Origin of the sequence: Mesorhizobium sp. KR1-2 (assembly GCF_040045035.1) — a bacterium.
In the GTDB taxonomy this organism is placed as follows: Bacteria; Pseudomonadota; Alphaproteobacteria; order Rhizobiales; family Rhizobiaceae; genus Pseudaminobacter.
Genome location: NZ_JBDZDS010000012.1, coordinates 101,751 through 126,833 on the forward strand (window position 1 = coordinate 101,751; position 25,083 = coordinate 126,833).

Annotated in this window: 24 protein-coding genes; 14 read left to right on the plus strand and 10 right to left on the minus strand. The window is 64.7% G+C overall.

Features of this window, described 5'->3' with window-relative positions; genetic code table 11:
• The first annotated feature begins 17 nt into the window (after window positions 1-17).
• Window positions 18-446, plus strand: a complete 429-nt coding sequence (locus ABLE85_RS21215) for a metallopeptidase family protein (RefSeq protein WP_348794699.1) — start codon at window positions 18-20, stop codon at window positions 444-446.
• A gap of 88 nt (window positions 447-534) precedes the next feature.
• Here the strand turns inward: ABLE85_RS21215 and ABLE85_RS21220 are convergent, their stop codons facing one another.
• Entirely contained in the window at window positions 535-741 is a 207-nt protein-coding gene (locus ABLE85_RS21220; RefSeq protein WP_348794700.1) for a DUF1737 domain-containing protein, read from the minus strand.
• A gap of 143 nt (window positions 742-884) precedes the next feature.
• Window positions 885-1,763: a CoA ester lyase gene (locus ABLE85_RS21225; protein ID WP_348794701.1), complete on the minus strand. Its 879-nt coding sequence runs from the start codon at window positions 1,761-1,763 to the stop codon at window positions 885-887.
• A 97-nt stretch (window positions 1,764-1,860) separates the two neighbouring features.
• Here ABLE85_RS21225 and ABLE85_RS21230 point away from each other — a divergent pair, with 97 nt between their 5' ends.
• The 6 genes from ABLE85_RS21230 (at window position 1,861) to leuB (ending at window position 7,528) form a co-directional block, all read left to right on the plus strand.
• Window positions 1,861-3,030, plus strand: coding sequence for an FAD-binding oxidoreductase (locus tag ABLE85_RS21230; RefSeq protein ID WP_348794702.1), 1,170 nt, complete (start codon window positions 1,861-1,863; stop codon window positions 3,028-3,030).
• A gap of 96 nt (window positions 3,031-3,126) precedes the next feature.
• Window positions 3,127-3,732 carry a 3-isopropylmalate dehydratase small subunit gene (gene leuD / locus ABLE85_RS21235; RefSeq protein WP_348794703.1) on the plus strand — a complete coding sequence of 202 codons (606 nt, stop codon included), beginning with the start codon at window positions 3,127-3,129 and terminating at the stop codon, window positions 3,730-3,732.
• 225 nt (window positions 3,733-3,957) lie between these two features.
• Entirely contained in the window at window positions 3,958-4,785 is an 828-nt protein-coding gene (locus tag ABLE85_RS21240; protein WP_348794704.1) for a hypothetical protein, read from the plus strand.
• 17 nt (window positions 4,786-4,802) lie between these two features.
• Entirely contained in the window at window positions 4,803-5,183 is a 381-nt protein-coding gene (locus ABLE85_RS21245) for a RidA family protein (RefSeq protein ID WP_348794705.1), read from the plus strand.
• A gap of 386 nt (window positions 5,184-5,569) precedes the next feature.
• Complete coding sequence (locus ABLE85_RS21250) at window positions 5,570-6,124, plus strand: hypothetical protein (protein WP_348794706.1); 555 nt, start codon at window positions 5,570-5,572, stop codon at window positions 6,122-6,124.
• A gap of 291 nt (window positions 6,125-6,415) precedes the next feature.
• On the plus strand, window positions 6,416-7,528 hold the full coding sequence (leuB, locus tag ABLE85_RS21255; RefSeq protein WP_348794707.1) for a 3-isopropylmalate dehydrogenase: 1,113 nt from the start codon (window positions 6,416-6,418) through the stop codon (window positions 7,526-7,528).
• A gap of 110 nt (window positions 7,529-7,638) precedes the next feature.
• Here the strand turns inward: leuB and ABLE85_RS21260 are convergent, their stop codons facing one another.
• Window positions 7,639-8,307 (minus strand): DUF805 domain-containing protein, encoded by a 669-nt coding sequence (locus ABLE85_RS21260; RefSeq protein WP_348794708.1) that lies wholly within the window; start codon window positions 8,305-8,307, stop codon window positions 7,639-7,641.
• A gap of 372 nt (window positions 8,308-8,679) precedes the next feature.
• Between ABLE85_RS21260 and ABLE85_RS21265 the strand changes: the two genes are divergently transcribed.
• From ABLE85_RS21265 to rpsP, 4 genes are all read left to right on the plus strand, one after another.
• Entirely contained in the window at window positions 8,680-9,714 is a 1,035-nt protein-coding gene (locus ABLE85_RS21265) for an aspartate-semialdehyde dehydrogenase (protein ID WP_348794709.1), read from the plus strand.
• 631 nt (window positions 9,715-10,345) lie between these two features.
• Window positions 10,346-11,941 (plus strand): signal recognition particle protein, encoded by a 1,596-nt coding sequence (gene ffh, locus ABLE85_RS21270; protein ID WP_348794710.1) that lies wholly within the window; start codon window positions 10,346-10,348, stop codon window positions 11,939-11,941.
• An 8-nt stretch (window positions 11,942-11,949) separates the two neighbouring features.
• On the plus strand, window positions 11,950-12,285 hold the full coding sequence (locus ABLE85_RS21275; RefSeq protein WP_348794711.1) for a chorismate mutase: 336 nt from the start codon (window positions 11,950-11,952) through the stop codon (window positions 12,283-12,285).
• 52 nt (window positions 12,286-12,337) lie between these two features.
• Entirely contained in the window at window positions 12,338-12,718 is a 381-nt protein-coding gene (gene rpsP / locus ABLE85_RS21280) for a 30S ribosomal protein S16 (RefSeq protein ID WP_348794712.1), read from the plus strand.
• A 106-nt stretch (window positions 12,719-12,824) separates the two neighbouring features.
• On the opposite strand, the gene ABLE85_RS21285 is transcribed toward rpsP, so the two are convergent.
• Together ABLE85_RS21285 and ABLE85_RS21290 are read right to left on the minus strand one after the other, a co-directional pair.
• Entirely contained in the window at window positions 12,825-13,703 is an 879-nt protein-coding gene (locus tag ABLE85_RS21285; protein ID WP_348794713.1) for an ADP-polyphosphate phosphotransferase, read from the minus strand.
• A gap of 193 nt (window positions 13,704-13,896) precedes the next feature.
• On the minus strand, window positions 13,897-14,805 hold the full coding sequence (locus ABLE85_RS21290; RefSeq protein WP_348794714.1) for a bestrophin family ion channel: 909 nt from the start codon (window positions 14,803-14,805) through the stop codon (window positions 13,897-13,899).
• A gap of 359 nt (window positions 14,806-15,164) precedes the next feature.
• Between ABLE85_RS21290 and ABLE85_RS21295 the strand changes: the two genes are divergently transcribed.
• On the plus strand, window positions 15,165-17,675 hold the full coding sequence (locus ABLE85_RS21295) for an EAL domain-containing protein (RefSeq protein WP_348794715.1): 2,511 nt from the start codon (window positions 15,165-15,167) through the stop codon (window positions 17,673-17,675).
• A gap of 107 nt (window positions 17,676-17,782) precedes the next feature.
• Here ABLE85_RS21295 and ABLE85_RS21300 read toward each other — a convergent pair whose 3' ends face one another.
• Together ABLE85_RS21300 and ABLE85_RS21305 are read right to left on the minus strand one after the other, a co-directional pair.
• Complete coding sequence (locus tag ABLE85_RS21300) at window positions 17,783-18,043, minus strand: hypothetical protein (protein WP_348794716.1); 261 nt, start codon at window positions 18,041-18,043, stop codon at window positions 17,783-17,785.
• Window positions 18,044-18,299: 256 nt separating this feature from the next.
• Window positions 18,300-18,968: a TetR/AcrR family transcriptional regulator gene (locus tag ABLE85_RS21305; protein WP_348794717.1), complete on the minus strand. Its 669-nt coding sequence runs from the start codon at window positions 18,966-18,968 to the stop codon at window positions 18,300-18,302.
• A gap of 1,238 nt (window positions 18,969-20,206) precedes the next feature.
• On the opposite strand from ABLE85_RS21305, the gene ABLE85_RS21310 reads away from it, so the two are divergent.
• The gene (locus tag ABLE85_RS21310) at window positions 20,207-21,022 is read left to right on the plus strand and encodes a lytic murein transglycosylase (protein WP_348794718.1); all 816 of its coding nucleotides are present in this window, start codon (window positions 20,207-20,209) and stop codon (window positions 21,020-21,022) included.
• Window positions 21,023-21,133: 111 nt separating this feature from the next.
• Here ABLE85_RS21310 and ABLE85_RS21315 read toward each other — a convergent pair whose 3' ends face one another.
• A complete protein-coding gene (locus ABLE85_RS21315) occupies window positions 21,134-22,354 on the minus strand; it encodes an argininosuccinate synthase (RefSeq protein WP_348794809.1) in 1,221 nt (406 codons plus the stop codon).
• A gap of 167 nt (window positions 22,355-22,521) precedes the next feature.
• On the opposite strand from ABLE85_RS21315, the gene ABLE85_RS21320 reads away from it, so the two are divergent.
• Window positions 22,522-23,163 (plus strand): LysE family translocator, encoded by a 642-nt coding sequence (locus ABLE85_RS21320; protein WP_348794719.1) that lies wholly within the window; start codon window positions 22,522-22,524, stop codon window positions 23,161-23,163.
• Here the strand turns inward: ABLE85_RS21320 and ABLE85_RS21325 are convergent.
• Both ABLE85_RS21325 and rlmN read right to left on the minus strand, forming a co-directional pair.
• Window positions 23,144-23,650: a hypothetical protein gene (locus tag ABLE85_RS21325; protein WP_348794720.1), complete on the minus strand. Its 507-nt coding sequence runs from the start codon at window positions 23,648-23,650 to the stop codon at window positions 23,144-23,146. The two genes, ABLE85_RS21320 and ABLE85_RS21325, sit on opposite strands and share 20 nt — an antisense overlap.
• Window positions 23,647-24,879 (minus strand): 23S rRNA (adenine(2503)-C(2))-methyltransferase RlmN, encoded by a 1,233-nt coding sequence (rlmN, locus tag ABLE85_RS21330; protein WP_348794721.1) that lies wholly within the window; start codon window positions 24,877-24,879, stop codon window positions 23,647-23,649. The genes ABLE85_RS21325 and rlmN overlap by 4 nt, the downstream gene beginning before the upstream one ends.
• Window positions 24,880-25,083 lie beyond the last annotated feature (204 nt).

Here is a 25,083-nt window from a genome sequence, read left to right on the forward strand (position 1 = left end):
GGTCAAAAGGAAACAGAATGGCCCGTATTTACAAGAATCGCGCCTGGCATGACCAGCTTTCGCCCTCGATGGAGGAGATGGAGTTCATGGCGCTGGAAGCCTATGCGCATCTGCCGGAGGAGTTTCGCCGGCTGACCGGCGAGGTCATCATCCAGATCGCCGAATTCCCGACCGACGAAATCATGGACGATCTGGCGCTCGAAACGCCTTTCGATCTGCTCGGCCTGTTCGAGGGCCGCGGCATTGCCGAGCGCTGGAACCCGCAGACGGGCGAGGGGCCGAACCGCGTCACGCTCTATCGCCGCGCCATCCTCGACTACTGGGCCGAAAACGAGGAGACGCTGGGCGACATCGTCACCCATGTCCTGATCCATGAGATCGGCCACCATTTCGGCCTCAGCGACGACGACATGGAGCGCATCGAGGAGGCGGCCGACCAGCATTGAGCCGTCGGCTGCCAAACGAATTCCGCACATGAGGCAGGCGAGCCCGCCTCATGGGGCGCTCAAGACGAGGGCCGGCGGCCGCGCCGCCTCAAAAATCGCCGAGCTTCATGCCGGGGTCGTATTCCTGGCCCTCGACGTCCTTCACCACCGCCTGGCCGCATTTCATGACCTTGGTTTCGGCGTCATAGGCATAGGTGGGCGAGCCGAACAGGTGCCAGCCCTTGTTCAGGGCCGCTGTCACCTTGTGGCAGAAGCTCGCGTCGTCCGGGCCGGTGAGAAAACGGTAGAGTTTCATCTGTCATTCCCCGTCATGGCGTTGTTGCCTTGAACGTCGTTTCGGCAGCGGGCATGCAATCGGCCCGAGGCCATAATATCCTGTTTTCGCATCGTTCTTCGAAGCGGTTTCCCGAACGATGCCCCATTCCACGCCTTTTCAGCTTACTTGGCAATCATCGCCGCTTTGGCAAGCAGCGTTTCGGCCTGCGCGCAATGCAGTAGCTCGACCATGCGGCCGTCGAGGCCGATCGCGCCCTTGCCGGCGTTTTCGGGCAGCTTGAACGCGGCCACGATCCGCTCCGCTTCGGCCAGCGCGGCTGGCGAAGGCGAGAAGGCGGCCTCCGCCGGCGCGATCTGGGCAGGGTGGATCAGCGTCTTGCCGTCGAAGCCCATGGCGGCGCCCTCCCCGCATTCCGCCGCAAAGGCGTCGAGGTCACGGAAATCGTTGCTGACGCCGTCGAGTATGTCGAGCCCGCCGGCGCGCGCGGCCAGCACCATCTGCATCAGCCAGGGCCTCAGATAGCGTCGCTCGGGCGTGGCCAGCACGCCGGTCATGGCCGCCAGGTCGTTGGTACCCGCCACCAGGCAGGACAGGCGCGAGGCGGCGTCGCGGGCAAGCTCGGCGATCGCGCCGAGGTTCATGAGCCCACGCGGCGTCTCGACCATCGACCACAGTCGCAGGGTTTCGGGCGCGCCGGCCTTGTCCAGCCGGTCTCCGGCTTCCAGTACGTCGCGCGGCGTCTCCACCTTGGGCAGCAATATGCCGTCGGGCCGGCAGGCGACCGCCGCGGCCATGTCGTCGGCGCCCCATTCGCTCGACAGCGCGTTGATGCGCACCACCATCTCTCGCACGCCGGCCGGGCGGTTGCCGAGGATTTTTGCCAATTTTTCGCGGGCTGCAGCCTTTTCGCTAGGGGCCACAGCGTCCTCAAGGTCGATGACCACCGCATCGCAGGACAGCGAGGCGAGTTTTGCCAGTGCCTTGTCGTTTGAGGCGGGCACATAGAGCACCGAGCGGCGCAGACGGGGGGCTTGCATCATTGGCCTTTCTTGCCCGGCAATGCTGGCTCTTGCAAGACTGGCGCGCAAAACCCTGATAAGGCACGACCAAACAACCTAAGCATTGGGGAAAATGCATATGGCGCGTTACGACGTCATCATCATCGGCGGGGCGATCGTCGGCAGCTCGATTGCCTATTACCTGCGCGAGGAGGGATTTTTGGGCTCCATCGCGCTGATCGAGCGCGACCCGCAATTCACCTACTCGTCCACCACGCTGTCCTGCGCCTCCATTCGCCAGCAGTTCTCGATTCCGGAAAACATCCGTCTGTCGCAGTTCACGTTGGGGCTGTTCCGCCGGCTGGAGCATGAGTTCGGCGCCGGCGCCGACATCGGCTTCCGCGAGGGCGGTTATCTCATCCTGGCCGGCGAGGGCGGCCTGCCGATCCTCGAGCAGAACCATGCCGCGCAGATGGCCGAGGGCGCCGACATCGTGCTGGAGGATGCGGCCGCGCTGCAGAAGCGCTTCAGCTGGATCTCCACCGAGGGCATCACTGCCGGCGCCTATGGCCGCTCCGGCGAGGGCTGGTTCGACGCGCATGCCATGCTGATGCTGTTCCGCAAGGCGCTGCGCGAAAAGAACGTCGATTTCATCACCCATGCCGTCGCGGGCATCGAACGCGCGGGCAATCGTGTCACCGCCGTCACGCTCGAAAATGGCGAGCGACTGGAAGCCGGCACCATATTCGACGCCGCAGGTCCGTCGGCCGGCAAGGTCGCGGCCATGGCCGGGCTCAAGCTGCCGGTCGAGCCGCGCAAGCGCACCGTCTTCGTCTTCGAGGCGCATGACAAGTTCGCCGACATGCCGCTGATGGTCGACCCCAGCGGCGTCTATGTGCGCCCGGAAGGCAGCGTCTACATCACCGGTGGGGCCGAGAGCGAGGAGGGCGAAGGCCCGGCCGACGCAAAGGATTTCGATCCCGATTGGTCGCTGTTCGAGGAAAAAATCTGGCCGGTTCTGGCCACCCGCGTGCCCGCCTTCGAGGCGATCAAGGCGACCCGCGCCTGGGCCGGGCACTACGACTACAACACGCTCGACCAGAACGCGGTCATCGGGCCGCATCCGGAGGTCGAAAACTTCATCTTCGCCAACGGCTTTTCCGGCCACGGCCTGCAGCAGGCGCCGGCGGTGGGCAAGGCGCTGGCCGAGCTTCTGGTCCATGGCGGCTATCGCAGCATCGACTGCTCGGCCTTTTCCTACGCCCGCATCGCCGAGGGCCGGCCGTTCCGCGAGCTCAACGTGATTTGAAGGCCGCGTCGAGGCGGCCTCTTTGATTCCCCGCCTCCTTTGTGTAAAGCGGGATCGAACGAATTTCCCGGAACCAGAAACGGGCGAGAAAAAGCCATGGAAAAATTCACCAAGCTCACCGGCGTCGCCGCTCCCTTGCCGATCGTCAATGTCGACACCGACATGATCATCCCCAAGGACTACCTGAAGACGATCAAGCGCACCGGGCTCGGTACGGGGCTTTTCGCCGAGATGCGCTACAACGAGGACGGCTCGGAAAACGCCGATTTCGTGCTCAACAAGCCGGCCTACCGCAACGCGCAGATCCTGGTCGCTGGCGACAATTTCGGCTGCGGCTCCAGCCGCGAGCATGCACCGTGGGCGCTGCTCGACTTCGGCATCCGCTGCGTGATCTCGACCTCGTTTGCCGACATCTTCTACAACAACTGCTTCAAGAACGGCATCCTGCCGATCACGGTCAGCCATGAAGACCTCGACAAGCTGATGGACGACGCCTCGCGCGGCGCCAATGCCACCATCTCCATCGACCTCGAGGGCAAGGAAATCCACGGCCCCGATGGTGGCGTGGTCAAGTTCGACCTCGACGACTTCAAGCGCCACTGCCTGCTCAACGGCCTCGACGACATCGGCCTGACCATGGAAAAGGCCCCGTCGATCGACAGCTTTGAGAAGAAATACGCCGAGACCCGCCCCTGGGCGTAAGCTGCGGCATCTGGGGCGTCACCGCTTCGGATCGGGACATTCGCAAAGGGCCGCCTCGTGCGGCCCTTTTGCATGCGGGCGGCGCCCAGCCGGCAATCGGCACAGGACAAAAATGCCGGTCGAGATGAAAACTGGCAGCGCCTGCGGCCCTGTGGCATGGTCGAGGCAGATTCGCCGCCGGAGGCTCATTTTCCGGCCCTTCGAAACTCCTGATTCGGAGTTGCCATGAACTGGATCGCCCCGCTTCTCGCTGCCGGACTTGCCCTCGCCGCGAACGCGCCCGCCTTGGCGCAGGAAGATCCGCCGACCTCGATCCCCTTCGCCGGCGGCAAGCTGACCATCACCGAAACCCCGGACCTCGACAAGATTCTTGCCTTCAACGGCAAGGAGCTCGCACGCAACTACGTCGTGCTCTACGACCGCACGATCGACCTGCAGGGCACCAAGGTGGCGCTGTTTGCGGTGGGCGATGGCGGCAATGCCTGCGGCCCGGCCACCGTCATCGTCTGGAAGCCGGAGGGCAGCGGGCTCAAGACCACGACGGTGGGCGAGGAGTGCGGCGCGCCGCCGGCCGCCGTCACCGACGACAACATCTTTTTCGTGCCCTATCTGCGCCCCGGCGCCACCGCCGACGTGCAGAGCTGGTCGCCCGAGGACGGCCTGCGCGTGGCCGGGCAGATGAGCTATGTGCCGCAGCCCGGCACGCACTGGGGTGATCTCGACCCGGCCAAGATCGCCCACCCGTTCGATCTCTTCGCCAATGGCGATTTCTACGCCGCCGCCCGCAAGATGCTGGGCGACAAGTTTTTCGACGTGGTTCTGGCGCTCTCGGTTTCCGGGGGGCTGGAAACCACGGCTTCCGGGGTCCTCTATGGAAGCGGCTGCATCCCGCATGCCTGCGGCGAGGGCAACGGCTTCGTGGCCGTCGACCCCAAGGCCAGGACCGTCTATTTCGCGCAGGAAAACGGCGGCGCCACCCCCGACGCCTGGCCGCCGCTCGATGCCTGGCCGGCGGAGATCCGCGCGGCGATGACAAAATCCTTCAGCGAATAGACCGGGAGCCTCTTTTCATGCGCAAATTGATTTCGACCGGATCGCCCTTCGAGAAGACCGCCGGCTATTCGCGCGCGGTGGTGCAGGGCGACTGGTGCTTTGTCTCGGGCACCACCGGCTATGACTACGCTACCATGACCATGCCCGACAGCGTGGAAGACCAGACCCGCAACTGTCTCGCCACCATCGCCAAGGCGCTGGAGGAGGGCGGCTTCGCGCTCGCCGACGTGGTGCGCGCGCATTACTACATCACCGACCAGAGTTTTGCCGACATTGTGTTCCCGATCCTCGGCGAAGCATTCGGCGAGATCCGCCCGGCCGCGACCATGATCGTCTGCCAGCTCAACAAGCCGGAGATGAAGATCGAGATCGAGGTGACGGCGCTGAAGCGGGGGTGATGTCGATCCGTGCATAAGGGTGGCAAACTCAACCCCGTTGCACCCGACCGGAACAGTTGGCATCCGGAGGGAAGCCGGCTCCGTCGAAAAGTGAACCGCGTTCCGTGGCTCGCCACGGAAAATTCTGGTATCTTGGCTCCAGAGGCAGTTGCTCATGCGTCGGCTGCGGCATGAGTTTGGAAGAGTCCAGGCATCGGCCATCGAAGATGCGGTCTCGTCCCCAGGCACTGTCGAAGTCCATCGGGTTGGTTTTCGACCGCACGCTTGAACTTGATCGGGGAACTGGCGCTCGGCAAAACCACACACGTTTGAAACGCAAGCAGGTCGTCTCCCATCTGCGGCGGTGTAGACCATGGGCCTGTTCCGCCGCTACCATGGAGGAACCGATGAAACCCATAGTCGCGACTTCTGTCGCAGCGATGTCTCCTGTCAAAGCGGCCCTTCTCTCCGCGCTACTGCTGTCCTTGGCGCCGGGGGTCGCCCTTGCCGCCTCGATCGAAAAGAAGGGGACTACCCCCTACGTGACGCATTTCATCTTCCGACCTTTGACGAGCATCGACATCCCCGGGCTCGGCACAGCCACTGCATTGGAGGCGGTCGGGACCACCCAAAACATGAAGGGGGAGGCAATGCTCGATAAGATGGCGGCACACTGCACGGCCGTGAGCGTCGCCTCGGGCGAAAAGAAGTACATCGATGGCGCTTGTGTGCTGGCCGACAAGGATGGAGACAAGATATTCTCTACCTTCGACACTCGTGACGTCGACAAATCGCAGCCCGAAATGAGTTGCGGCACCCATATCATCACGGGCGGTACCGGAAAGTACGCGGGCATCACTGGAACCGAGCCCTTTGCTTGCATAGCAATGCCTGCGCTGGCTGGTCCGGGCGGCTATACCGCGATGGACATTCCCCACAACACGACGTGGGAAATTAAATGACAGGAACCTTGGTGTTCCGTCGCAACGCGGTACTGATTCCATCAATGCTGAACAAGAGCCCGGCCCCGATAGCCGGGCTTTTTTCTGCCGACTATGCGCAGAGACCACCCAATCCAGCCCTCCCGAAACCGAGCCGCCGAATATGGACTTGAACATCGGCACCTCCTCCTTGCAGTGCCGGCAAGCACCCGAAAACACTTCCCTCCCTGCACCAAGCCTTTCCGTCTTGCGCGCCGGGCGGTTGGCGTTTAGCAAGGCCGCGGTTCACGGCTTTCCGAAAGGTTTTCTCTGATGGCAACGCGCAAGCTTCTTCTCCTGCCGGGCGACGGCATTGGTCCCGAGGCGATGAACGAGGTCCGCAAGCTGATCTCGGTGATGAACGACAAGTTCGGCAGCGGCTTCGAGACCGAGGAAGGCCTCGTCGGCGGCTCGGCCTACGACGCGCATGGCCAGTCGATCTCCGACGCCGACATGGAAAAGGCGATGGCCGCCGATGCGGTTCTGTTCGGCGCCGTCGGCGGCCCGAAGTGGGCTGACGTGCCCTACGAAGTGCGCCCCGAGGCCGGCCTGCTGCGCCTGCGCAAGGACATGCAGCTGTTCGCCAACCTGCGCCCGGCGATCTGCTACCCGGCGCTCGCTTCGTCCTCGTCTCTCAAGCCCGAGGTGGTCGAGGGTCTCGACATCCTCATCCTGCGCGAGCTGACCGGCGGCGTCTATTTCGGCGAGCCCAAGGAGATCATCGATCTCGGCAACGGCCAGAAGCGCGGCATCGACACGCAGGTCTACGACACCTACGAGATCGAGCGCATCACCGGTGTGGCCTTCGAGCTGGCGCGCACGCGCGGCAACAAGGTCACCTCGATGGAAAAGCACAATGTGATGAAGTCGGGCGTACTGTGGAAGGAAGTGGTCACCCAGACCCACAAGGCCAAATATGCCGACGTCCAGCTCGAGCACATGCTGGCCGACGCCGGCGGCATGCAGCTGGTGCGCTGGCCCAAGCAGTTCGACGTCATCCTCACCGACAATCTGTTCGGCGACATGCTGTCGGACGTGGCCGCCATGCTCACCGGCTCGCTCGGCATGCTGCCCTCGGCCTCGCTCGGCGCGCCGGATGCCACGACCGGCAAGCGCAAGGCGCTCTATGAGCCGGTGCACGGCTCGGCGCCCGACATCGCCGGCAAGGGCATCGCCAACCCGATCGCCATGATCGCGTCGTTCGCCATGTGCCTGCGCTATTCCTTCAACATGGTGGCTGAGGCAGACCGCCTCGAGGCGGCGATCGCCGCCGTGCTGGACGACGGCCTGCGCACCAAGGACATCATGTCGGAAGGCAAGACCGAGGTCGGCACCGCCGCCATGGGCGATGCCATCGTCGCAAAATTCCTGTCGCTCGCGGCTTGATTTGACTTGAAGCCGCCGGGCCACCTTCGTGTGGCCCGGACGCGCTTCCATTTTCGGACAAAGGCCCGGCTTTCGGGTGAAAGCCGGGCCTGTTCGTTTGCGGACCGCCGTCAGGTGAGGCCTGCGGGTATCGGCCCCCATTTGTTTTCGTGCATCTGCGTGGGAATGAGCCCGAAGACGATCAGGATGATGCTGCCGATATAGGGCACGAAGACGAGCAGGTAGAACCAGCCCGAAATGCCGATGTCGTGCTGGCGGCGGATGGCCATTGCCAGCGCCGGGATGAAGGTCGCCACCGCATACAGCACGACCAGGCCGACGCTGGCGAATGGCGCCACCTTGTCGTTTCCGAGATTTCCCGACGCAACGTCGATGGCCAGCCCGATTCCCACGAGGGCCAGCGCTATGAGCGTGGAGAACAGATAGTAGCCCCAATATTCCTTGCGGCGGGCACGGCCGCGGAAGTTGGCGTAGTTGGTGGTGAGGCCGTGCCAGAAATAGGACCACAGGCCGGTCGATTGCGGCGCCTCGCCCGTCGTCGCGCCCGCGCGTTGCGCCGGCTCAGGCAGCTTGGCTGTCTCGGCGCCGCCAATCTGTGGGCGCACGGTGAATATGTTGCGCGCCTGGCCGCCGGCCGACTGGAACTCGACCTGGTCGCCCTTTGCCAGCGGCATCTCACGGCGCAGGTCCTCGCGGCCGAAGGCATAGCGGTTGCCGTCAGCCCCGGCGATCACGCCGAAGCCTTGCGTCTCGTCGTAATAGAGTACTTCTCCGTGCATTTTTCCCTCAGCCCGGCCCAACGCAGCGAGTGAATCAGAAACTCCGGCGCAACGCCAGATGGTGCTGCGAGCGCCGATTGACTATTTACGCAAAGTGCGTAAAAGCGGCGACGAACAGGGAACCCTCCGATGCGCGGCCATTTTTCGGCTCATTTCGCATTCGACTTCTCCGGCCATGATGATGACCATCTTGCCGGGCGCAGAGCCGCGTCCCTGCTTTCGACCAAAACTACGGCCAAAAAAACGACCACTACGGTCTGACTTCCCTTGGCCTGCTCACCCTCTCCCGGGTCCGGCCCGGGGGTGAAGAGCCCGCAACGGCCGGCGGGCTTTCTCCAAGAAGCGAGCGGAGAGGGACAGGAGTAATCTGAGATGGGTTTCAAGGTAGCGATCGCTGGCGCCACGGGCAATGTGGGCCGGGAAATGCTCAATATCCTCGAGGAACGTGGCTTTCCGGCCGATGAGGTGGTGCCGCTGGCTTCGCGCCGTTCGCTCGGCACCGAAGTGTCCTACGGCGACAAGACGCTGAAGGTGAAGGTGCTCGACACCTACGACTTCTCCGACACCGACATCTGCCTGATGTCTGCCGGCGGCAACATCTCCAAGGAGTGGTCGCCCAAGATCGGCAAGCAGGGCTGCGTCGTCATCGACAACTCCTCGGCCTGGCGCTACGACCAGGACGTGCCGCTGATCGTGCCGGAAGTGAACCCGGATGCGATTTCGGGCTTCTCCAAGAAGAACATCATCGCCAACCCGAACTGCTCGACTGCCCAGCTCGTCGTGGCGCTGAAGCCGCTGCACGACAAGGCCAGGATCAAGCGCGTCGTCGTCTCCACCTACCAGTCGGTCTCGGGTGCCGGCAAGGAAGGCATGGACGAGCTCTTCACCCAGACCCGCGCCGTCTTCGTCGCCGATCCGGTCGAGGCCAAGAAGTTCACCAAGCGCATCGCCTTCAACGTCATCCCGCACATCGACGTGTTCATGGAGGACGGCTACACGAAGGAAGAGTGGAAGATGGTGGCCGAAACCAAGAAGATGCTCGACCCCAAGATCAAGCTGACCGCCACTGCCGTGCGCGTTCCGGTGTTCATCGGCCACTCCGAAGCCGTCAACATCGAGTTCGAGAGCCCGATCACGCCGGAAGAGGCGCGCGAGATTCTGCGCGAGGCGCCGGGCTGCCTGGTCATCGACAAGCACGAGAACGGCGGCTATGCCACGCCGATCGAGGCCGCCGGCGAGGACGCTACCTACATCTCGCGCATCCGCGAGGACGCCACCGTCGAGAATGGCCTGGCCATGTGGATCGTCTCCGACAACCTGCGCAAGGGTGCGGCCCTCAACGCGGTGCAGATCGCCGAGCTTCTGGTCGCGCGCGGCCTGATCACGCCCAAGAAGCGGGCGGCCTGATCGTTCCTCCTGTCCCCGCAGCGCGCCCTGATCCGGCGCGCTGCGTTATTCCCGCTTGGCCCCGGACTGCCGGTTGAGAGATCGAGGCCTGGATCCCCGCGATCCTTCGCCTGCTCGCTTTGCTCGCGCTCAGGACGCGAGGATGACGAGGTTGGGCATCGGTCTCATTCAATCGTCAGCCCCAATCGCCAGCCCGAAGCGTCGACGCCGGAGGTTGTCCGCAAGTCGCAACACCTCCGTCATCCTCGGGCCGGAGCACGAGCGCAGTGAAGTGCGGAGGTTCCGGGGATCCAGGCCTCGACGGTCGCGCCGCCAGATTTGGTTCCGAACGATCCGACGGCGCCGCGCGCCGGTTTTCTCGTCTCCAAGGCCCGCAAATGCGCGGTTTGCCTTGACTCGGCCCCCGTTTTCCTGTCTACACGCCCACAATTCCGCGACGAGTAGTACACTCCGAGCAGCCGACCGGGACCCATAGCGGTATAAAACGATCCCGGAGGCCAACACCCGGCAGCGCGATGCGCCCCCGGGTGCTTTTCGGCTTTGGGCATTTGCCCGGCTCGAATTGCTTGGCTCTTGTGTGCGGAACCATTACCTCTGGCGGGGAAACCAGTCAGAGACAGAAGGAAGAACGATGTTCGATTCGCTGCAAGAGCGACTTGGCTCCATTCTCAACGGCCTGACCGGCCGTGGCGCGCTGTCGGAGGCCGATGTTTCGGCTGCGCTGCGCGAGGTGCGCCGCGCCCTCATCGAGGCCGACGTGGCGCTGGAGGTCGTGCGTTCCTTCGTCGACCGCGTGCGCGAGAAGGCCGTCGGCGCGGCCGTGCTCAAGTCGATCAAGCCCGGCCAGATGGTCGTCAAGATCGTCCATGACGAACTGATCGAGATGCTTGGCGCCGAGGGCGTGGCCATCGATCTCAACGCGCCTGCTCCGGTCGTCGTCATGATGGTCGGCCTGCAGGGCTCGGGCAAGACCACCACCACCGCCAAGATCGCGAAGCGGCTGACCGAGCGCCAGGGCAAGAAAGTGCTCATGGCCTCGCTCGACACGCGCCGCCCGGCCGCGCAGGAGCAGCTGCGCCAACTCGGCGAGCAGACCAAGGTCGCCACGCTCCCCATCATCGCCGGCCAGACGCCGGTCGACATCGCCAAGCGCGCCGTGCAGGCAGCCAAGCTTGGCGGCCATGACGTCGTCATCCTCGACACCGCAGGCCGTACCCATATCGACGAGCCGCTGATGGTCGAGATGGCCGACATCAAGAAGGCCTCGAATCCGCACGAAATCCTGCTCGTCGCCGACAGCCTCACCGGTCAGGACGCCGTCAACCTCGCCAAGAACTTTGACGAGCGCGTCGGCATCAGCGGCTTGGTGCTGACCCGCATGGACGGCGACGGCCGCGGCGGTGCGGCCCTTTCCATGCGCGCCGTCACCGGCAAGCCGATCAAGCTCATCGGCACCGGCGAGAAGATGGACGGGCTGGAGGAATTCTATCCCAAGCGCATCGCCGACCGCATCCTCGGCATGGGCGATATCGTTTCGCTGGTCGAGAAGGCCGCCGAAACCATCGACGCGGAAAAGGCCGCGGCGATGGCCAAGAAGATGCAGTCGGGCAAGTTCGACCTGAACGACCTCGCCGACCAGCTCGGCCAGATGCAGAAGATGGGCGGCATGGGCGGCATCATGGGAATGATGCCCGGCATGGGCAAGATGAAGGACCAGATCGCCGCCGCCGGCTTCGACGACAAGATGTTCGGGCGCCAGCTCGCCATCATCTCCTCGATGACCAAGGCCGAGCGCGCCAACCCTGACATGCTCAAGCACAGCCGCAAGAAGCGCATCGCCGCCGGCTCCGGCACCGATGCGGCCGAGATCAACAAGCTTTTGAAAATGCATCGCCAGATGGCCGACATGATGAAGGCCATGGGCGGCAAGGGAAAAGGCGGCGGCTTGATGCGCGGCCTGATGGGCGGCATGGCGCAGAAGATGGGCCTTGGCGGTCTCGCCGGTGGACTCGGCGGTATGCCGGGTGGCATGCCCGACCTCTCCAAGATGGACCCCAAGCAGCTCGAGGCGCTTAAGAAGCAGGCCGAAGCCGCCGGCCTCGGCAAGGGCCTTCCCGGCGGTCTTCCGGGTCTTGGCAACGGCGGCGGCCTGCCGGGCCTGCCCGGCGGCATGAAGCTGCCCGGTCTTGGCGGCGGCGGTCTTCCGGGGGTGGGTAAGAAGAAATGAGTGCTGTGATGAACGACGCCGACGTCAAGAACCTGCTTGCCCAGTATCGCGCCTCGATCGACAACATCGATGCCGCGCTGGTCCACATGCTGGCCGAGCGCTTCCGCTGCACCCAGGCGGTGGGTGTACTCAAGGCCACCCACGGCCTGCCGCCGGCCGATCCGGCGCGCGAGCAGGCCCAGATCGCACGCCTGCGCCGCCTTGCCGACGACGCGCAGCTCGACCCCGATTTCGCGGAAAAGTTCCTGAACTTCATCATCCGCGAAGTGATCCGCCATCACGAGGCCATCGCCGCTTCCAGCAGCGAAGCCAAGAATGGCGTGGAGAAGAATTCGACCGTTTGAAACGGCGGACTACAGACCTAACCGAACACGACGAAACACCTAGGAGAAGAAAATGTCACTGAAGATTCGTCTGGCCCGCGCGGGCTCCAAGAAGCGCCCCTACTACCACATCGTCATCGCCGACGTGCGTTCGCCGCGCGACGGCCGTTTCATCGAGACGGTTGGCGCCTGGAACCCGATGCTGCCCAAGGACGGCGACCGCGTGAAGATCGATGAGGACCGCGTCAAGCATTGGCTCGGCCACGGCGCCCAGCCGACCGACCGCGTTGCCCGCTTCCTCGACGCCGCTGGCCTGACCAAGCGCGAAGCCCGCAACAACCCGAGCAAGGGCGAGCCGGGCAAGAAGGCGCAGGAACGCGCCGCTGCCATCAAGCAGGCGCAGGAAGCCGCTGCTGCTGCGCTGGCCGCTGCCCAGGAAACCTCGGCCGAGTAATCTTTTCGGCTTCGGCCGGAATGCGGACGGCGGGCCTCGGCCCGCCGTTTTCGTTTCTGGGGACACGCAACGGACGCCGGACTGTCACCACGCCAAGCCGGCTGCCTCATTCCGGGTTTGCGAGCTGCTTGCGGATCTCCTCCAGCTCCCGTCGGCGCTCCGGGCTCGCCTTGGGATAGCTCATCTTGAGCTCGGCGAAAGTGTCCAGGATGATCCGGGACACGATCAGCCGCGCATTCTCCTTGTCGTCCGCCGGGACGACGTACCACGGAGCCTCGCGCGTGCTCGTTGTGCTGAGGCACTCTTCATAGGCCTTCATGTAGCTGTTCCAGAATTGCCTCTCCTGGACGTCCGCCATGCTGAACTTCCAGTTCTTCTCGGGCTCGTCGATGCGCGCCAGGAAGCGTGTGCGCTGTTCTTCCTTCGAAAGATGGAGAAAGAACTTCACGATACGGGTTCCGTTGTCGTGCAGGTGCCGTTCCAGGCCCACGATGGAACGATAGCGGCTTTTCCAGATGCCGTTCCCGTCATGGATTGTCCTGTTCGGAAGCCTTTCCTCGAGCAGGAGTTCGGGATGAACGCGGACGATCAGGACCTCCTCGTAGTAGGACCGGTTGAAGATGCCGATCCGCCCGCGCTCCGGCAGGTCACGGGTCGTCCGCCAGAGAAAGTCGTGCTCGAGCTCCGCCGCACTGGGATGCTTGAAGCTGAACACCTGGCAGCCCTGGGGATTGACCCCCGACATGACATGCTTGATGGCGCCGTCCTTGCCCGCAGCGTCCATCGCCTGGAAAATGAGCAGGACCGCGTGCTGATTGGAGGCGTAGAGCAACTGCTGCTGCTCGCTGAGCTCCGCCACGTGCTTCGCCAGCAGGTCCTGGTAATCCTGCTTGGATTTGTAGGCCGGCTCCGTTCGCGTCGGCCATTCGCCGAGATCGACTTTTTTGCCTTCCTTGACGCAAAAGTCCTTCGATCGAATCTTCATCGCCCGACCCACCCGTAGCTGGACGAGCCTCTCCGGCTGCACGACGTGCGCAGGTCTGCGGACATCATGGGCAACTCCCTCGGGCCTGGCGGCCTCCCTGACCACCTTAGCTATGGTTGGCCGCGGGAATATCGAGGGTTCGACGTCACATTGCTGAAACCGGCGCGCGCGGCTGTCCCCGGGAGGGAAGGCCTCACGAATAGTAGAACCGCTCGGGTGCGATCGGCTGAGGCGGCGTTTCGCCCAGCGCCTCGAACACCGAGATTTCGCAGACGCGGCAGAGCCCATCCAGCGCCAGATCGTTGGCCTCGGTGCCGAACGGGTCTTCCAGCTCTTCCGACAGCGCGTCGAGGCCGAAGAAGGAATAGGCGATCAGAGCCGTGAACAGCGGGGTGCCCCAGCCGGCCGAAAACGCCAGCCCGAAAGGCAGCAGCAGGCAGAAGATATGCGCCGAGCGCTGCAGCAGCAGCGTGTAGGCGAAGGGCAGGGGCGTGCCGGCGATGCGCTCGCAGCCCGCCTGCAGCGCGGTGATCGACGCCAGGCGCTCGTCCAGGATGCGGAAGTCCATCGCGTCGATCTTGCCGGCGGCCTTGAGCGCGCCGAGGCGTCGGCCCATGCGCCGCACCATCGCGTCGGGCTTGTTGGCGACGTCGCGAAGGCCGTCCGCCTCCGAGCCGATAAGGGCGCGCGCCTCGGGCGCGGCGTCGACCTTGCGCAGCTGGCCGCGCAGGAGATGGCAGAAGGCCAGCGCCTCCATCAGCAGCGACCGCGCCTGTCCGCTCTCGGTTGGCACCAGCGCCAGCGTGGCGCGCGACAGGTTGCGGATCTCGAAGACCAGCTGACCCCATAGCTTGCGCGCCTCCCACCAGCGGTCGTAGGCGGCGTTGTTGCGGAAGCCGAGATAGAGCGACAGCGTCACGCCGAGCAGGCCGAACGGCGCCAAGCCGTAATTGCCGAAGTCCAGCCCCAGCGCCTTGATCGCCGCCACCACGGCCGTGGCATAAAGCCCGAAGCCGATGATGTGCGGCGTGATGCGCGGCACGATCGAGCCGCGCATGACGAAGAACAGTTTCAGCAATCCGGGACGGGGACGAATGATCATCGGCGGCGGGTTCCCTCACATGCGGATGGGCCGGCATGATTGCCGACGGAATGGACGCGGCATAGCACGATGCGCGACGCTTGTTGTCGCCGATGATCGCGCTGCGCTCGAAGGCGCGAGCAATATGACTGAAGTGTGACGCTTCACTTAATCGAATGGTAAGCGGGCCCGCATAGGGTCCCGCTCAGGCAGCACGCGCGAAAAGAAACGGCGCGGAGGCATGATGCCGCGTCGCCTTGCCGGCCAGCCCGGAATGCAAACCCCAGCCACCGACTTTCGCCGTCACGGCGACTTTCCGACGTCCATCGAGGCGGCGCGCCTGCACGCGGCCTCTTCGGAGCTGATTGCCTGGAGTACCCATGTCGATGAGCCAGCGCCTGCCGCATGCCGACCGCCAGATCCGGGGCGCCGACCCGGCCGTGGAGGGCGAAGCCGTCGAGCGCGACCCGCTCCACATCGACACCGAGTTCGACGACGTGCGGCTCATCCTGCGCCGTTGGCAGTCCGCCCGGCCGGCCGCGAATGCGCTGCCGCAATATGAGGAGATGGCGCTGGGCAGCGTCGGCCGTTTCGCCGACGAGATGGCCGTGGTGCGGCGCATGGAGGGCGGCGAGCCCGTCATCCTGCGCGCCGGCCCGCGCTTCGAGGCGATCATTGGCGACGCCTGCGTCGGCCGCGCGACCACGGACCTCGCCGCCTCCTACGCGCTTGCCGTCGGCGAAGCCCTGACGGCCGCCCACGAGGCTGCCAGCCCGCGCCTGGTGCTGTGCCGCGCGCTGGTCGACGGCATGGTCTCCACCGTCGAGACGCTGGCGCTGCCGCTCGCCTGCCGCTGGCGCGGCGACTATTTCCTGCTCTTCCTGCGGCCGCGCCGCAGCCAGCTCAACCTCGCCCGCCTGCTCATCAACGCCACGCGCGAAGGCATCATCGCGCTCAGCGCCATCATGCGCGACGGGGCTGTGCGCGACTTCTCCATCCTCAGCATCAACGAGGCGGCCGCCAGCCATCTCGGCTCGCGCGCCGACCTGCTGCAGTTCACGCTGCTGTCGGAGGCGCTTGCCGGCCCCGGCCTGTCGGATGCCTTCGCGCGCTTCCGCGAGGCGGCGGAGCACCGTCGCGCCACCAGCTTCGGGCTCGAATATATGCTCGACGGCCAGCAGGTCTCGCTGCAGGTCGGCGTGGCAATCGCCGACGACATACTCGCCGTCACGCTCACCGATGTCGGCGAGCTGAAGGCGCGCGAAACGCTGTTCCGCTCGCTGTTCGACGAGAACCCGGTGCCCATGTATGTGCGCGACGAAAGCGGCGCGACGTTTCTCAACGTCAACGACGCGGCGCTGCGCCTTTATGGCTATGACCGCGAGGCGTTTTTCGCCCAGGGTCTGGCCGGCCTCTGGGCCGATGCGGACGACGCCGAGCAGCAGCCGGCCGGCGAGACGAGCTGCCGCCACGTGACCGCCGACGGCCGCCTGCTCGACGTGGTCGAATATGCGCGCGGCATCGTCGTGGACAATGCGCCCGCCACGCTGTCGACCATAGTCGACGTCACCGAGCGCAAGCGCGCCGAGGAGCATGTCACCTTCCTGGCCCTGCACGATCCGCTGACCGGCGTCGCCAACCGCACCTTGTTCACGCGCGAGCTGGCCCGCGCCGCCGCCCAGGGCACGGCCTTCGCCGTGCTGCTCATCGACCTCGACGACTTCAAGATCGTCAACGACACGCTCGGCCACGCCGCTGGCGATGCGCTGCTGGTCGAGGTTGCGGCGCGCTTGCAGAAGCAGCTGCGCCGCTCCGATCTCGTCGCCCGCCTCGGCGGCGACGAGTTCGCCGTGCTTCTGCCGGGGGCCTCCTCGCGTGCAGTGGTCGGCTCGCTGGCCGCGCGGCTGCTGGACGACATCGCCGCCATCCGCACCCTCGAGGGCGCGGAGGTCTCGGTCACCGCCAGCGTGGGCGCAGCGCTCTCGCCGCAGGACACGGCCGATACCGACAGCCTGCTCAAATGCGCCGACCTTGCCCTCTACCGGGCCAAGAACGGGGCCAAGGGCTCGTTCCGCTTCTTCGAACCGGAGATGGACAGCCAGGTGCGCGAGCGGCGCGCGCTGGAGATGGAGCTGCGCGGCGCCGACATCGACAAGGAGTTCGAGCTGCACTTCCAGCCGATCTTCGCGGTCAAGACCGGCCAACTGCGCGGTTTCGAGGCGCTCTTGCGCTGGAACAGCCCCAAGCGCGGCATGGTTTCGCCCGGCGTCTTCATTCCGCTGGCCGAGGAAGCCGGCATGATCGACGCGCTCGGCCGCTGGGTGCTCCGCGAGGCCTGCCGCCACGCGGCCGGCTGGCCGGAGCAGCTCGTGGTGGCCGTCAACGTCTCGCCGGTGCAGTTCCGCCGCGGCGAGCTGGTCGCCACCATCGGCGAGGCGCTGTCGCTCTCGCGGCTGCAGCCCACGCGGCTGGAGATCGAGGTCACCGAATCCGTCCTGCTCGCCGACACGGAGGCCAACCTGGCTACGCTGCGCCGCATCCGCGGCCTCGGCGCGCGCATCGCGCTGGACGACTTCGGCACCGGCTATTCGAGCATGAGCTATCTGCGGCAATTCCAGTTCAGCCGGCTCAAGATTGACCGTTCCTTCATCCGCGAGATCGACGCCAGCCCGGAATCGCTGGCCATCGTGCGCGCCATCATCGGGCTTGGCGCCAGTCTCGGCATCGACACCACCGCCGAAGGGGTGGAGACCGTGGAACAGCTCCACGCGCTGCAGAAGGAGCAGTGCGGCGAGCTTCAGGGCTTCCTGTTCAGTCCCCCGGTGGCGGGCAACCGCGTCCGCCACATCATCGAAACATTCTTCGACAAGTCCGCCGACCTGGTCGCTTGAGCCTCGCAGAAGCCGATCCCGATCGGCAAGTTCGGGGCCAGATACGACACGGGCGGCGGAGCCAAAACTCCGCCGCCCATTTGCTTGCGCTTGTCCTGGGAGGAGGTTTAGCGCGTGTTGCCCACCGGTAGGATGACGCCGTCGGCGCTGTCGCCATAGATCTGGCGCGAGGACACCGGTGCCGGCGCTGGCGTGCTTTGCTTGTCAGCGGCATAGCTCTTGATCGAACGGGTCGTGGAATGATCCAACGTTGGAGCCGCGGCTTCGTCGCGCGGGGACTTCGGATAGTGCGAGTTGGCCAAATCGCCGGCAAGGGCGGTTCCCGACAGGGCGAGAAGGGCAGCGAGGCCGATGAGGGTCTTTCTCATGATCAATCTCCATGAGCTCGTACATGTATAATGCGTCGTACATATACGAAGCACGCTGCGCTTCCGCAAGTAAAATTCGTACGCGTACGAAATTGTCACCGCTCACGATTTGTTGAACTGGAAGGGGGCCTTGCGAGGAAGTGCGGTGGCGCGTGCACACGCGCCCGCCGGACGAAACGCGGGCGGGCCAAAGCCATTGTGCGTGGCTAGAGCGAGATGGCGAGCGCTCTATGAGAACTGTTCGAGGAAAAGGCGGCTAGCGACGCTCTTCAGGTGGCACCAGCGCCTCGACGTCCTGTGCCATCAGTCCGGCCAGTGTCACTTTCATCGCCGTCCTGAGAAATTTTCCGGGCTCGCCGAACGGGTAGGAGGGACGGGTGATCTGGAGGGAAATGGCGCCGTGACTGCAGCTCCACAAAAGGGTGGAGATGGCATGGGCATCGCCCTTGAAGATGCCGGCGTCGATGCAGGCCTGCACACGTTTCAGCAGGATGCGCAACGCCGGGTTCCTGCTCTCGAGCTCTTCCATCTCGGTCGCGTTCCGCCCGCCGAGTTCCTCAGGGTCGCGGGTCATGAAGGTCATGAAGACGGTGCGGTATTCGTTGGGGTTCTCAAGCGCGAAAACCGCATATTCCTCCATGATCTTGCGCAAGGCCGCCAGCGGTTCGGCGGGCACATCCTGCTCCATGCGCCGCGCCAGCGTCTCGAAGGCATCCTCGGCCAGCGCCAGCAGGATGGCGTGCTTGTCGGCGAAATAGGAATAGACCGACATCGGCGCATAGCCGACGCGCTGGGCCAGCTTGCGGATGGTCAGGCCCTCATAGCCCTCCTCCTTCACCAGCTCGTGCGCGGCCTCGAGCAGCTCGGCACGCAGCAAAGCCTTTTGGCGCTCGCGGCGGCTCTGGGCGGGTGTGGTCTGGGTCATGATGGCGGCATCCTATACACCGTATGACGAGCCTTCAAGAACGGCCCGGGTTCTGTGCATTTGGGGACTGCCGTCGACTGGGATGGTTCCGGCTGTCGGTTGCGTTGCTCGTTTTGCCGGAATGCGCTGGAAAAGTAGCGTATCAAAGCTGGACTGACTTCCCCGGGAGAGTTTGCTGACGCCGAACCTGCGTTGGACTGCCGGTTGCGAGTCCGAGGCCTGGGTCCCCGGAACCTCCGCATCTCGCTGCGCTCGTGCTTCGGCCCGAGGACGACGGATTGAAAGCATCCGACAAACCTTCGACGTCGACCGCAGCAGCCAACAAGTCGAGATTGAAGGTATCCGGCAACGCCTCAACGCTCGCGAAGTCCGCGCAGGCGTCCATCCCGTCGTCATCCTCGCGCCCCGAGCGCGAGCGATAGCGAAGCGGGGTTTCTGGGATTTCGCGGCGCTGGCGACTAGCAGCGAGCGTCCCCCTAACTCCGTCATCCTCGGGCCGGAGCACGAGCGATAGCGAAGTGCGAAGGTTCCGGGGATCCATGCGGCTCCGCCGAAACTGCCGCTGCGGTACAGAAATGGCCTGTCGTTCTGCGTGGATGAATTCCGAGAGTGGCCCGCACCAAGCCATTGAAATCACAAGCCCCTAAAGAAAACTGGAGTCCCGTTTTTCCCCGCACCTCCAGCCCACTCCATAATCTGTGGCATCGGCCTCACGGGAACACGGGTCATGAACCGGATGGACGTGGAGGCAGGCGATGTCCGGGCTGGTGGCGCTACGGTGGCGTCATTGGGTGATGAGCCCCCAAGCCCGGGCCTTGGCGGCGGCTGGCCACGCGAATGTGGAGGGTGAGGAATGGTCCGCGAAGCGGACGAAAAGCCAACGATTTGGCTTTTCGAATGACGAACGCCCGGAGCCCTAGCGGAGGGCCGGAGCGGGGGCAAGAGCATCGAACGGGCGGTCGAAGGGCCGCAGAAAATGCTTAGATGAGCGTGTCCGACGACCGCCCGTCTTCCCAGGTTCAATGGCCAGACGGTGAAAATCGGGCGCGGCAGAGAGAACCCGTGGCCTCGCATGGCTTGTGGCAGGGGGTAAAAACCCGACTTGCCACATTATGCCCTTGATCGTAGGGAATTTGGCCCCCGCACCGAATACACGAATGTAAACTACATCTTAACCATGGTGCGCCAAGCGTTCGGCTGGCAACAAGCGTTACGATTTAGGCAACGAGGAGAACAGCATGGCACTTATTGCCAAAGGAAATATTTTTGCGGCTGCCGCCGTCGCCATGCTCGGTCTGACCGCCGGCAGTGCGCACGCGGCGCAGTGCGGCAACGACAGCAGCGGCTTCGCCGCCTGGCTGGAGGGCTACAAGGTGGAAGCCAAGGCGCGGGGCATCGACACCTCGCCGCTCGCGGGCGTGCAGTACGACACCGGCGTCATCAGGATCGACCGCAACCAGAAGGGCGCCTTCAAGGGCACGCTCGACCAGTTCATGGCGCGCCGCGCGCCGGCCTCCTACGTCAAGAAGGCCAAGTCTCTGTGGAAGGCCAATGCCGGCCTGTTCGCGAAGATCGAGCAGCAGTACGGCGTGCAGCCGGAGGTCCTGCTGGCCATCTGGGGCATGGAGACCGGCTTCGGCGCCAATTCCGGCAACAAGAGCGTGTTCCAGCCGCTGGCGACCCTTGCCTATGACTGCCGCCGCTCGGCCTATTTCACCAATGAACTCGACGCCGCGCTGGAAATTGCCCAGAAGGGCTACATTTCCGCCAGCCAGATGAAGGGCGCGGGCTTCGGCGAGCTTGGCCAGACCCAGTTTCTGCCTTCCAAATATCTGCAGTACGCGGTCGACTTCGACGGCGACGGCCACCGCGACCTGATCCATTCGAGGGGCGACGTGCTCGCTTCCACCGCGAACTTCCTCAAGGGCCACGGCTGGAAGGCCGGCGGCGGCTACGGCCCCGGCGAGGCCAACTACCACGTCTGGAACGAATGGAACCGCGCCACGATCTACCAGCAGGCGCTGTCGACCTTCGCCCGCCAGATCGCCAACTGATCGACCGGTTTTGCCGCGCATGCTCCCGGCAAGCCCGGGATCATGCTCCGGCGGCCAACAAAAAACCCGGCGTTTTGCGCCGGGTTTTTCTTTGGGCCGTTTTCGTCGGGTCTAGCGGCGGTTGCGCGCGGCCAGAGTGCGCAGGCGCAACGCGTTGAGCTTGATGAAGCCGGCGGCGTCCTTCTGGTCGTAGGCGCCCTGGTCGTCCTCGAAGGTGACCAGCTTGTCGGAGTAGAGCGACTTCGCGCTCTCGCGGCCAATGACCATGACGTTGCCCTTGTACAGCTTCAGCGTCACCTCGCCCTCGACGTTCTTCTGGCTGAGGTCGATCGCCGCCTGCAGCATCTCGCGCTCCGGCGAGAACCAGAAGCCGTAATAGATGAGCTCGGCGTAGCGCGGCATCAGCTCGTCCTTGAGGTGCGCGGCACCGCGGTCGAGCGTGATGGACTCGATGGCGCGGTGCGCGGCCAGCAGGATCGTGCCGCCGGGGGTCTCGTAGACGCCGCGGCTCTTCATGCCGACAAAACGGTTTTCCACCAGGTCGAGACGGCCGATGCCGTTGTCGCGGCCGTAGTCGTTGAGCTTGGCCAGAAGCGTTGCCGGGCTCATGCGCACGCCGTTGATCGACATGGCGTCGCCCTTCTCGAAGCCGATCTTGATGACGGTCGCCTGGTCGGGCGCGGCTTCCGGCGAAATGGTGCGCATGTGGACGTATTCCGGCGCTTCCTGGGCCGGGTCTTCCAGCACCTTGCCCTCGGAGGAGGAGTGCAGCAGGTTGGCGTCGACGGAGAAGGGCGCCTCGCCCTTCTTGTCCTTGGCGACCGGGATCTGGTGCTTTTCCGCGAAGTCGAGCAGGTCGGTGCGGCTCTTGAACGCCCAGTCGCGCCACGGCGCGATGATCTTGATGTCGGGGTTCAGCGCATAGGCCGACAGCTCGAAGCGGACCTGGTCGTTGCCCTTGCCCGTGGCGCCATGGGCGATGGCGTCGGCGCCGGTCTTCTCGGCGATCTCGACGAGGTGCTTGGAGATCAGCGGGCGGGCGATCGAGGTGCCGAGCAGGTAAACGCCTTCATAGACGGCGTTGGCGCGGAACATCGGGAAAACGAAGTCGCGCACGAACTCCTCGCGCACGTCCTCGATGAAGATCTCCTTGATGCCGAGCATTTCGGCCTTCTTGCGGGCCGGCTCGAGTTCCTCGCCCTGGCCGAGATCGGCGGTGAAGGTCACCACCTCGGCGCCGAGCTCAGTCTGCAGCCACTTCAGGATGATGGAGGTGTCGAGGCCGCCGGAATAGGCGAGCACGACCTTTTTGACGTCTTTCCACTTGGACATTGTCGATCCGGTTCCGTTGCCGCGCAGCCGCCCCTGCGGCACCACGCTTTCCGGCGGCACTTTTAGCAGGAACGGCGATGCGGGCAAGCTTTGTGCGATCCGGTTTCCGCTGGCGCAGGACAGCGGATTCGATTTAACCTGCCGCGATTTCAGCCGGGCCCGCGCAAATGTCCTTCATTCCCGAAACCGCCATCCTCCTGCAATTCGCCGTCGCCACCTACCTCATCGCTATCACACCGGGCCCGGACATGACCTTGTTTGTCGGGCGCGCGCTTTCGGAGGGCCGCAGCGCCGGCTTCGCCTGCATGTTCGGTGCCTTCACCGGCATCGTCATCCACACGACGCTGGTGTCGCTCGGCCTGTCGGCCTTGATCGTGGCCGCGCCGCAGGCATTCATGGTCCTCAAGATCGGAGGCGCCGGCTATCTCGTCTGGCTTGCCTGTCAGGCGATCCGGAACGGCTCGGCCTTCTCGCCGGAGACGGTCAGGCGCGCGCCGCGCTCGCTGTTCCAAAACTGGGCGACCGGGCTGGGCATCAACCTGCTCAACCCGAAGATCATCCTGTTCTTCATGACGTTCCTGCCGCAGTTCGTCTCCACGCATGATCCGCATGCGCCGGGCAAGCTGTTCTTCCTCGGAATGCTGTTCATCCTGCTGTCGCTGCCGCTCGCCGTGCCCATGGTGGTCGCCGCAGACAAGTTCGCCGACCTGCTCAAGAAGAGCCCGCGGGTGACGCGCGCGGTCGACTATCTGTTTGCCGGCGTGTTCTCGGCCTTCGCGTTGAAGATGCTTACGGCGCAGGTGCGCTAGGCGGCAGATCGGCATTCTGCCGCCAGTTTCCGGCGGACCGGCCGGCGATCAGCCAGTAGGCAATGCCGCCGATCAGCCCCGCGCCGACGAGCAGCAGCGCCATGCGCGGGTCGTCGAGTGACAGCCAATAGGGCTCGAACCCCTCGCCGGGCCCCTCGCGCCAGACATCGGCGCCGCCGAACGCGAAACCAATCACGACCAGCGCAACGCCACCGCCGCCGAGCGCATGGGTGAGCCAATCGCGCTTGCCGAGGTATTCGGTGAAAAAGATGACCAGCAGCGCCGGGAAAAAGGCGAAATAGGCCATGAACAGCGCCATGAAGGGGATCATGAACACCAGCGAGGCAGTGGCGATGGGGTCGCCGGGCTCCGCCCCGAGCGCGCCGAGCGCCAGGATGTTGATGAAGGCGCTCGAGGCAAGCGAGGCGCCGATATAGCCGAGGAGAACGACCGCCAGCCGGAAGATGATGGCGAGAACGCCGTTCACGCCTCGCCGTGCCCCGCGATCATCATGGCTTCGAGCGCCAGGCGTTCGGACTTCTTCAGGCGTTCCGATTCCGACTTCAGCTGGCCGCAGGCGGCGAGGATGTCGCGGCCGCGCGGGGTGCGGATCGGCGAGGCATAGCCGGCCGCATTGATGAAGTCGGCGAATTTCTCGATCTGCTCCCAGTCCGAGCACTGGTAGTTGCTGCCGGGCCAGGGGTTGAAGGGGATCAGGTTGATCTTGGCCGGAATGCCCTTCAATAGTTTCACCAGCGCCTTGGCGTCTTCGAGACTGTCGTTGACGTCCTTCAGCATCACATATTCGAAGGTGATGCGGCGGGCGTTGGAGAGGCCGGGATACTTGCGGCAGGCTTCCATCAGTTCCTTGAGCGGGAACTTCTTGTTGATCGGCACCAGCAGGTCGCGCAGGTCGTCATTGGTAGCATGCAGCGAGATCGCCAGCATGACGCCGATCTCCTCGCCGGTGCGGTAGATTTCCGGTACGACGCCCGAGGTGGACAGCGTGATGCGGCGCTTCGACAGCGCCAGCCCGTCGCCGTCGGAGGCGATCAGCAGCGCCTTCTTCACGGCATCGAAATTGTAGAGCGGCTCGCCCATGCCCATCATGACGATGTTGGACACTTTGCGGCCTTCCGACGGCACGATGGCGCCGGCGGGCGTGTCGCGGTCTGGGAAATCGCCCAGCCGGTCGCGGGCGCAGAGAAGCTGCGCAAGGATTTCCTCGGAGGTGAGGTTGCGCACCAGCTTCTGCGTGCCGGTGTGGCAGAAGGAGCAGGTCAGCGTGCAGCCGACCTGGCTGGAGATGCACAGCGTGCCGCGGCCTTCCTCGGGAATGTAGACGGTCTCGATCTCGACGGGGCGGCCGGCGCCGCGCGGCGGGAAGCGGAACAGCCACTTGCGCGTACCGTCGTTGGAGATCTGTTCCTCGACGATCTCGGGGCGCCCGATGGAGAAGTGTTCGGCGAGCGCCGAGCGCAGGTCCTTCGAGATGTTGAACATGTGCGCGAAGTCGGACACGCCGCGCACATAGAGCCAGTGCCAGAGCTGCTGCACGCGCATCTTGGCCTGGCGCTCCGGAACGATGCCGGCGGCAACCAGCGCCTCGGCCATCTCGGCGCGAGTCAGGCCGATCAGCGAGGGCTTCTCCGGCGCGGCGCCGGGGCGCAATGCGTTGCGGGTGCTGTCGGCGGTGAGATCGAGCGAAAAAGCCATGGTACCGGAATTTCAGGGTTGAGGCGGCCGCTTCCAGCGGTCCGGATGCGCGCACATAGCACGAGTTGGCGCCCGCGTCACGGCCTGTGAGATGGGGCTGGCGGTCGACGATTCCAAGGTGCGTGCCCTTCCGGAGCCTTCTAGCCCTCATGAAACAAAAAAGCCGGATCGAGGATCCGGCCTTTCGAAGAAGCAGGGAAGGCA

What these genes read in the sequence shown, in the direction of transcription:
- ABLE85_RS21245 (WP_348794705.1), top strand. Translation starts at nt 4,803, where the DNA reads ATGCGCAAATTGATTTCGACCGGATCGCCCTTCGAGAAGACCGCCGGC.
- ABLE85_RS21295 (WP_348794715.1), top strand. Translation starts at nt 15,165, where the DNA reads ATGTCGATGAGCCAGCGCCTGCCGCATGCCGACCGCCAGATCCGGGGC.
- ABLE85_RS21250 (WP_348794706.1), top strand. Translation starts at nt 5,570, where the DNA reads ATGAAACCCATAGTCGCGACTTCTGTCGCAGCGATGTCTCCTGTCAAA.
- ABLE85_RS21225 (WP_348794701.1), bottom strand. Translation starts at nt 1,763, where the DNA reads ATGATGCAAGCCCCCCGTCTGCGCCGCTCGGTGCTCTATGTGCCCGCC.
- ABLE85_RS21265 (WP_348794709.1), top strand. Translation starts at nt 8,680, where the DNA reads ATGGGTTTCAAGGTAGCGATCGCTGGCGCCACGGGCAATGTGGGCCGG.
- ABLE85_RS21260 (WP_348794708.1), bottom strand. Translation starts at nt 8,307, where the DNA reads ATGCACGGAGAAGTACTCTATTACGACGAGACGCAAGGCTTCGGCGTG.
- ABLE85_RS21275 (WP_348794711.1), top strand. Translation starts at nt 11,950, where the DNA reads ATGAACGACGCCGACGTCAAGAACCTGCTTGCCCAGTATCGCGCCTCG.
- ABLE85_RS21215 (WP_348794699.1), top strand. Translation starts at nt 18, where the DNA reads ATGGCCCGTATTTACAAGAATCGCGCCTGGCATGACCAGCTTTCGCCC.
- ABLE85_RS21240 (WP_348794704.1), top strand. Translation starts at nt 3,958, where the DNA reads ATGAACTGGATCGCCCCGCTTCTCGCTGCCGGACTTGCCCTCGCCGCG.
- ABLE85_RS21285 (WP_348794713.1), bottom strand. Translation starts at nt 13,703, where the DNA reads ATGAAGATTCGATCGAAGGACTTTTGCGTCAAGGAAGGCAAAAAAGTC.
- ffh (WP_348794710.1), top strand. Translation starts at nt 10,346, where the DNA reads ATGTTCGATTCGCTGCAAGAGCGACTTGGCTCCATTCTCAACGGCCTG.
- ABLE85_RS21310 (WP_348794718.1), top strand. Translation starts at nt 20,207, where the DNA reads ATGGCACTTATTGCCAAAGGAAATATTTTTGCGGCTGCCGCCGTCGCC.
- ABLE85_RS21300 (WP_348794716.1), bottom strand. Translation starts at nt 18,043, where the DNA reads ATGAGAAAGACCCTCATCGGCCTCGCTGCCCTTCTCGCCCTGTCGGGA.
- rlmN (WP_348794721.1), bottom strand. Translation starts at nt 24,879, where the DNA reads ATGGCTTTTTCGCTCGATCTCACCGCCGACAGCACCCGCAACGCATTG.
- ABLE85_RS21320 (WP_348794719.1), top strand. Translation starts at nt 22,522, where the DNA reads ATGTCCTTCATTCCCGAAACCGCCATCCTCCTGCAATTCGCCGTCGCC.
- rpsP (WP_348794712.1), top strand. Translation starts at nt 12,338, where the DNA reads ATGTCACTGAAGATTCGTCTGGCCCGCGCGGGCTCCAAGAAGCGCCCC.
- leuB (WP_348794707.1), top strand. Translation starts at nt 6,416, where the DNA reads ATGGCAACGCGCAAGCTTCTTCTCCTGCCGGGCGACGGCATTGGTCCC.
- ABLE85_RS21290 (WP_348794714.1), bottom strand. Translation starts at nt 14,805, where the DNA reads ATGATCATTCGTCCCCGTCCCGGATTGCTGAAACTGTTCTTCGTCATG.
- ABLE85_RS21220 (WP_348794700.1), bottom strand. Translation starts at nt 741, where the DNA reads ATGAAACTCTACCGTTTTCTCACCGGCCCGGACGACGCGAGCTTCTGC.
- ABLE85_RS21315 (WP_348794809.1), bottom strand. Translation starts at nt 22,354, where the DNA reads ATGTCCAAGTGGAAAGACGTCAAAAAGGTCGTGCTCGCCTATTCCGGC.
- leuD (WP_348794703.1), top strand. Translation starts at nt 3,127, where the DNA reads ATGGAAAAATTCACCAAGCTCACCGGCGTCGCCGCTCCCTTGCCGATC.
- ABLE85_RS21305 (WP_348794717.1), bottom strand. Translation starts at nt 18,968, where the DNA reads ATGACCCAGACCACACCCGCCCAGAGCCGCCGCGAGCGCCAAAAGGCT.
- ABLE85_RS21230 (WP_348794702.1), top strand. Translation starts at nt 1,861, where the DNA reads ATGGCGCGTTACGACGTCATCATCATCGGCGGGGCGATCGTCGGCAGC.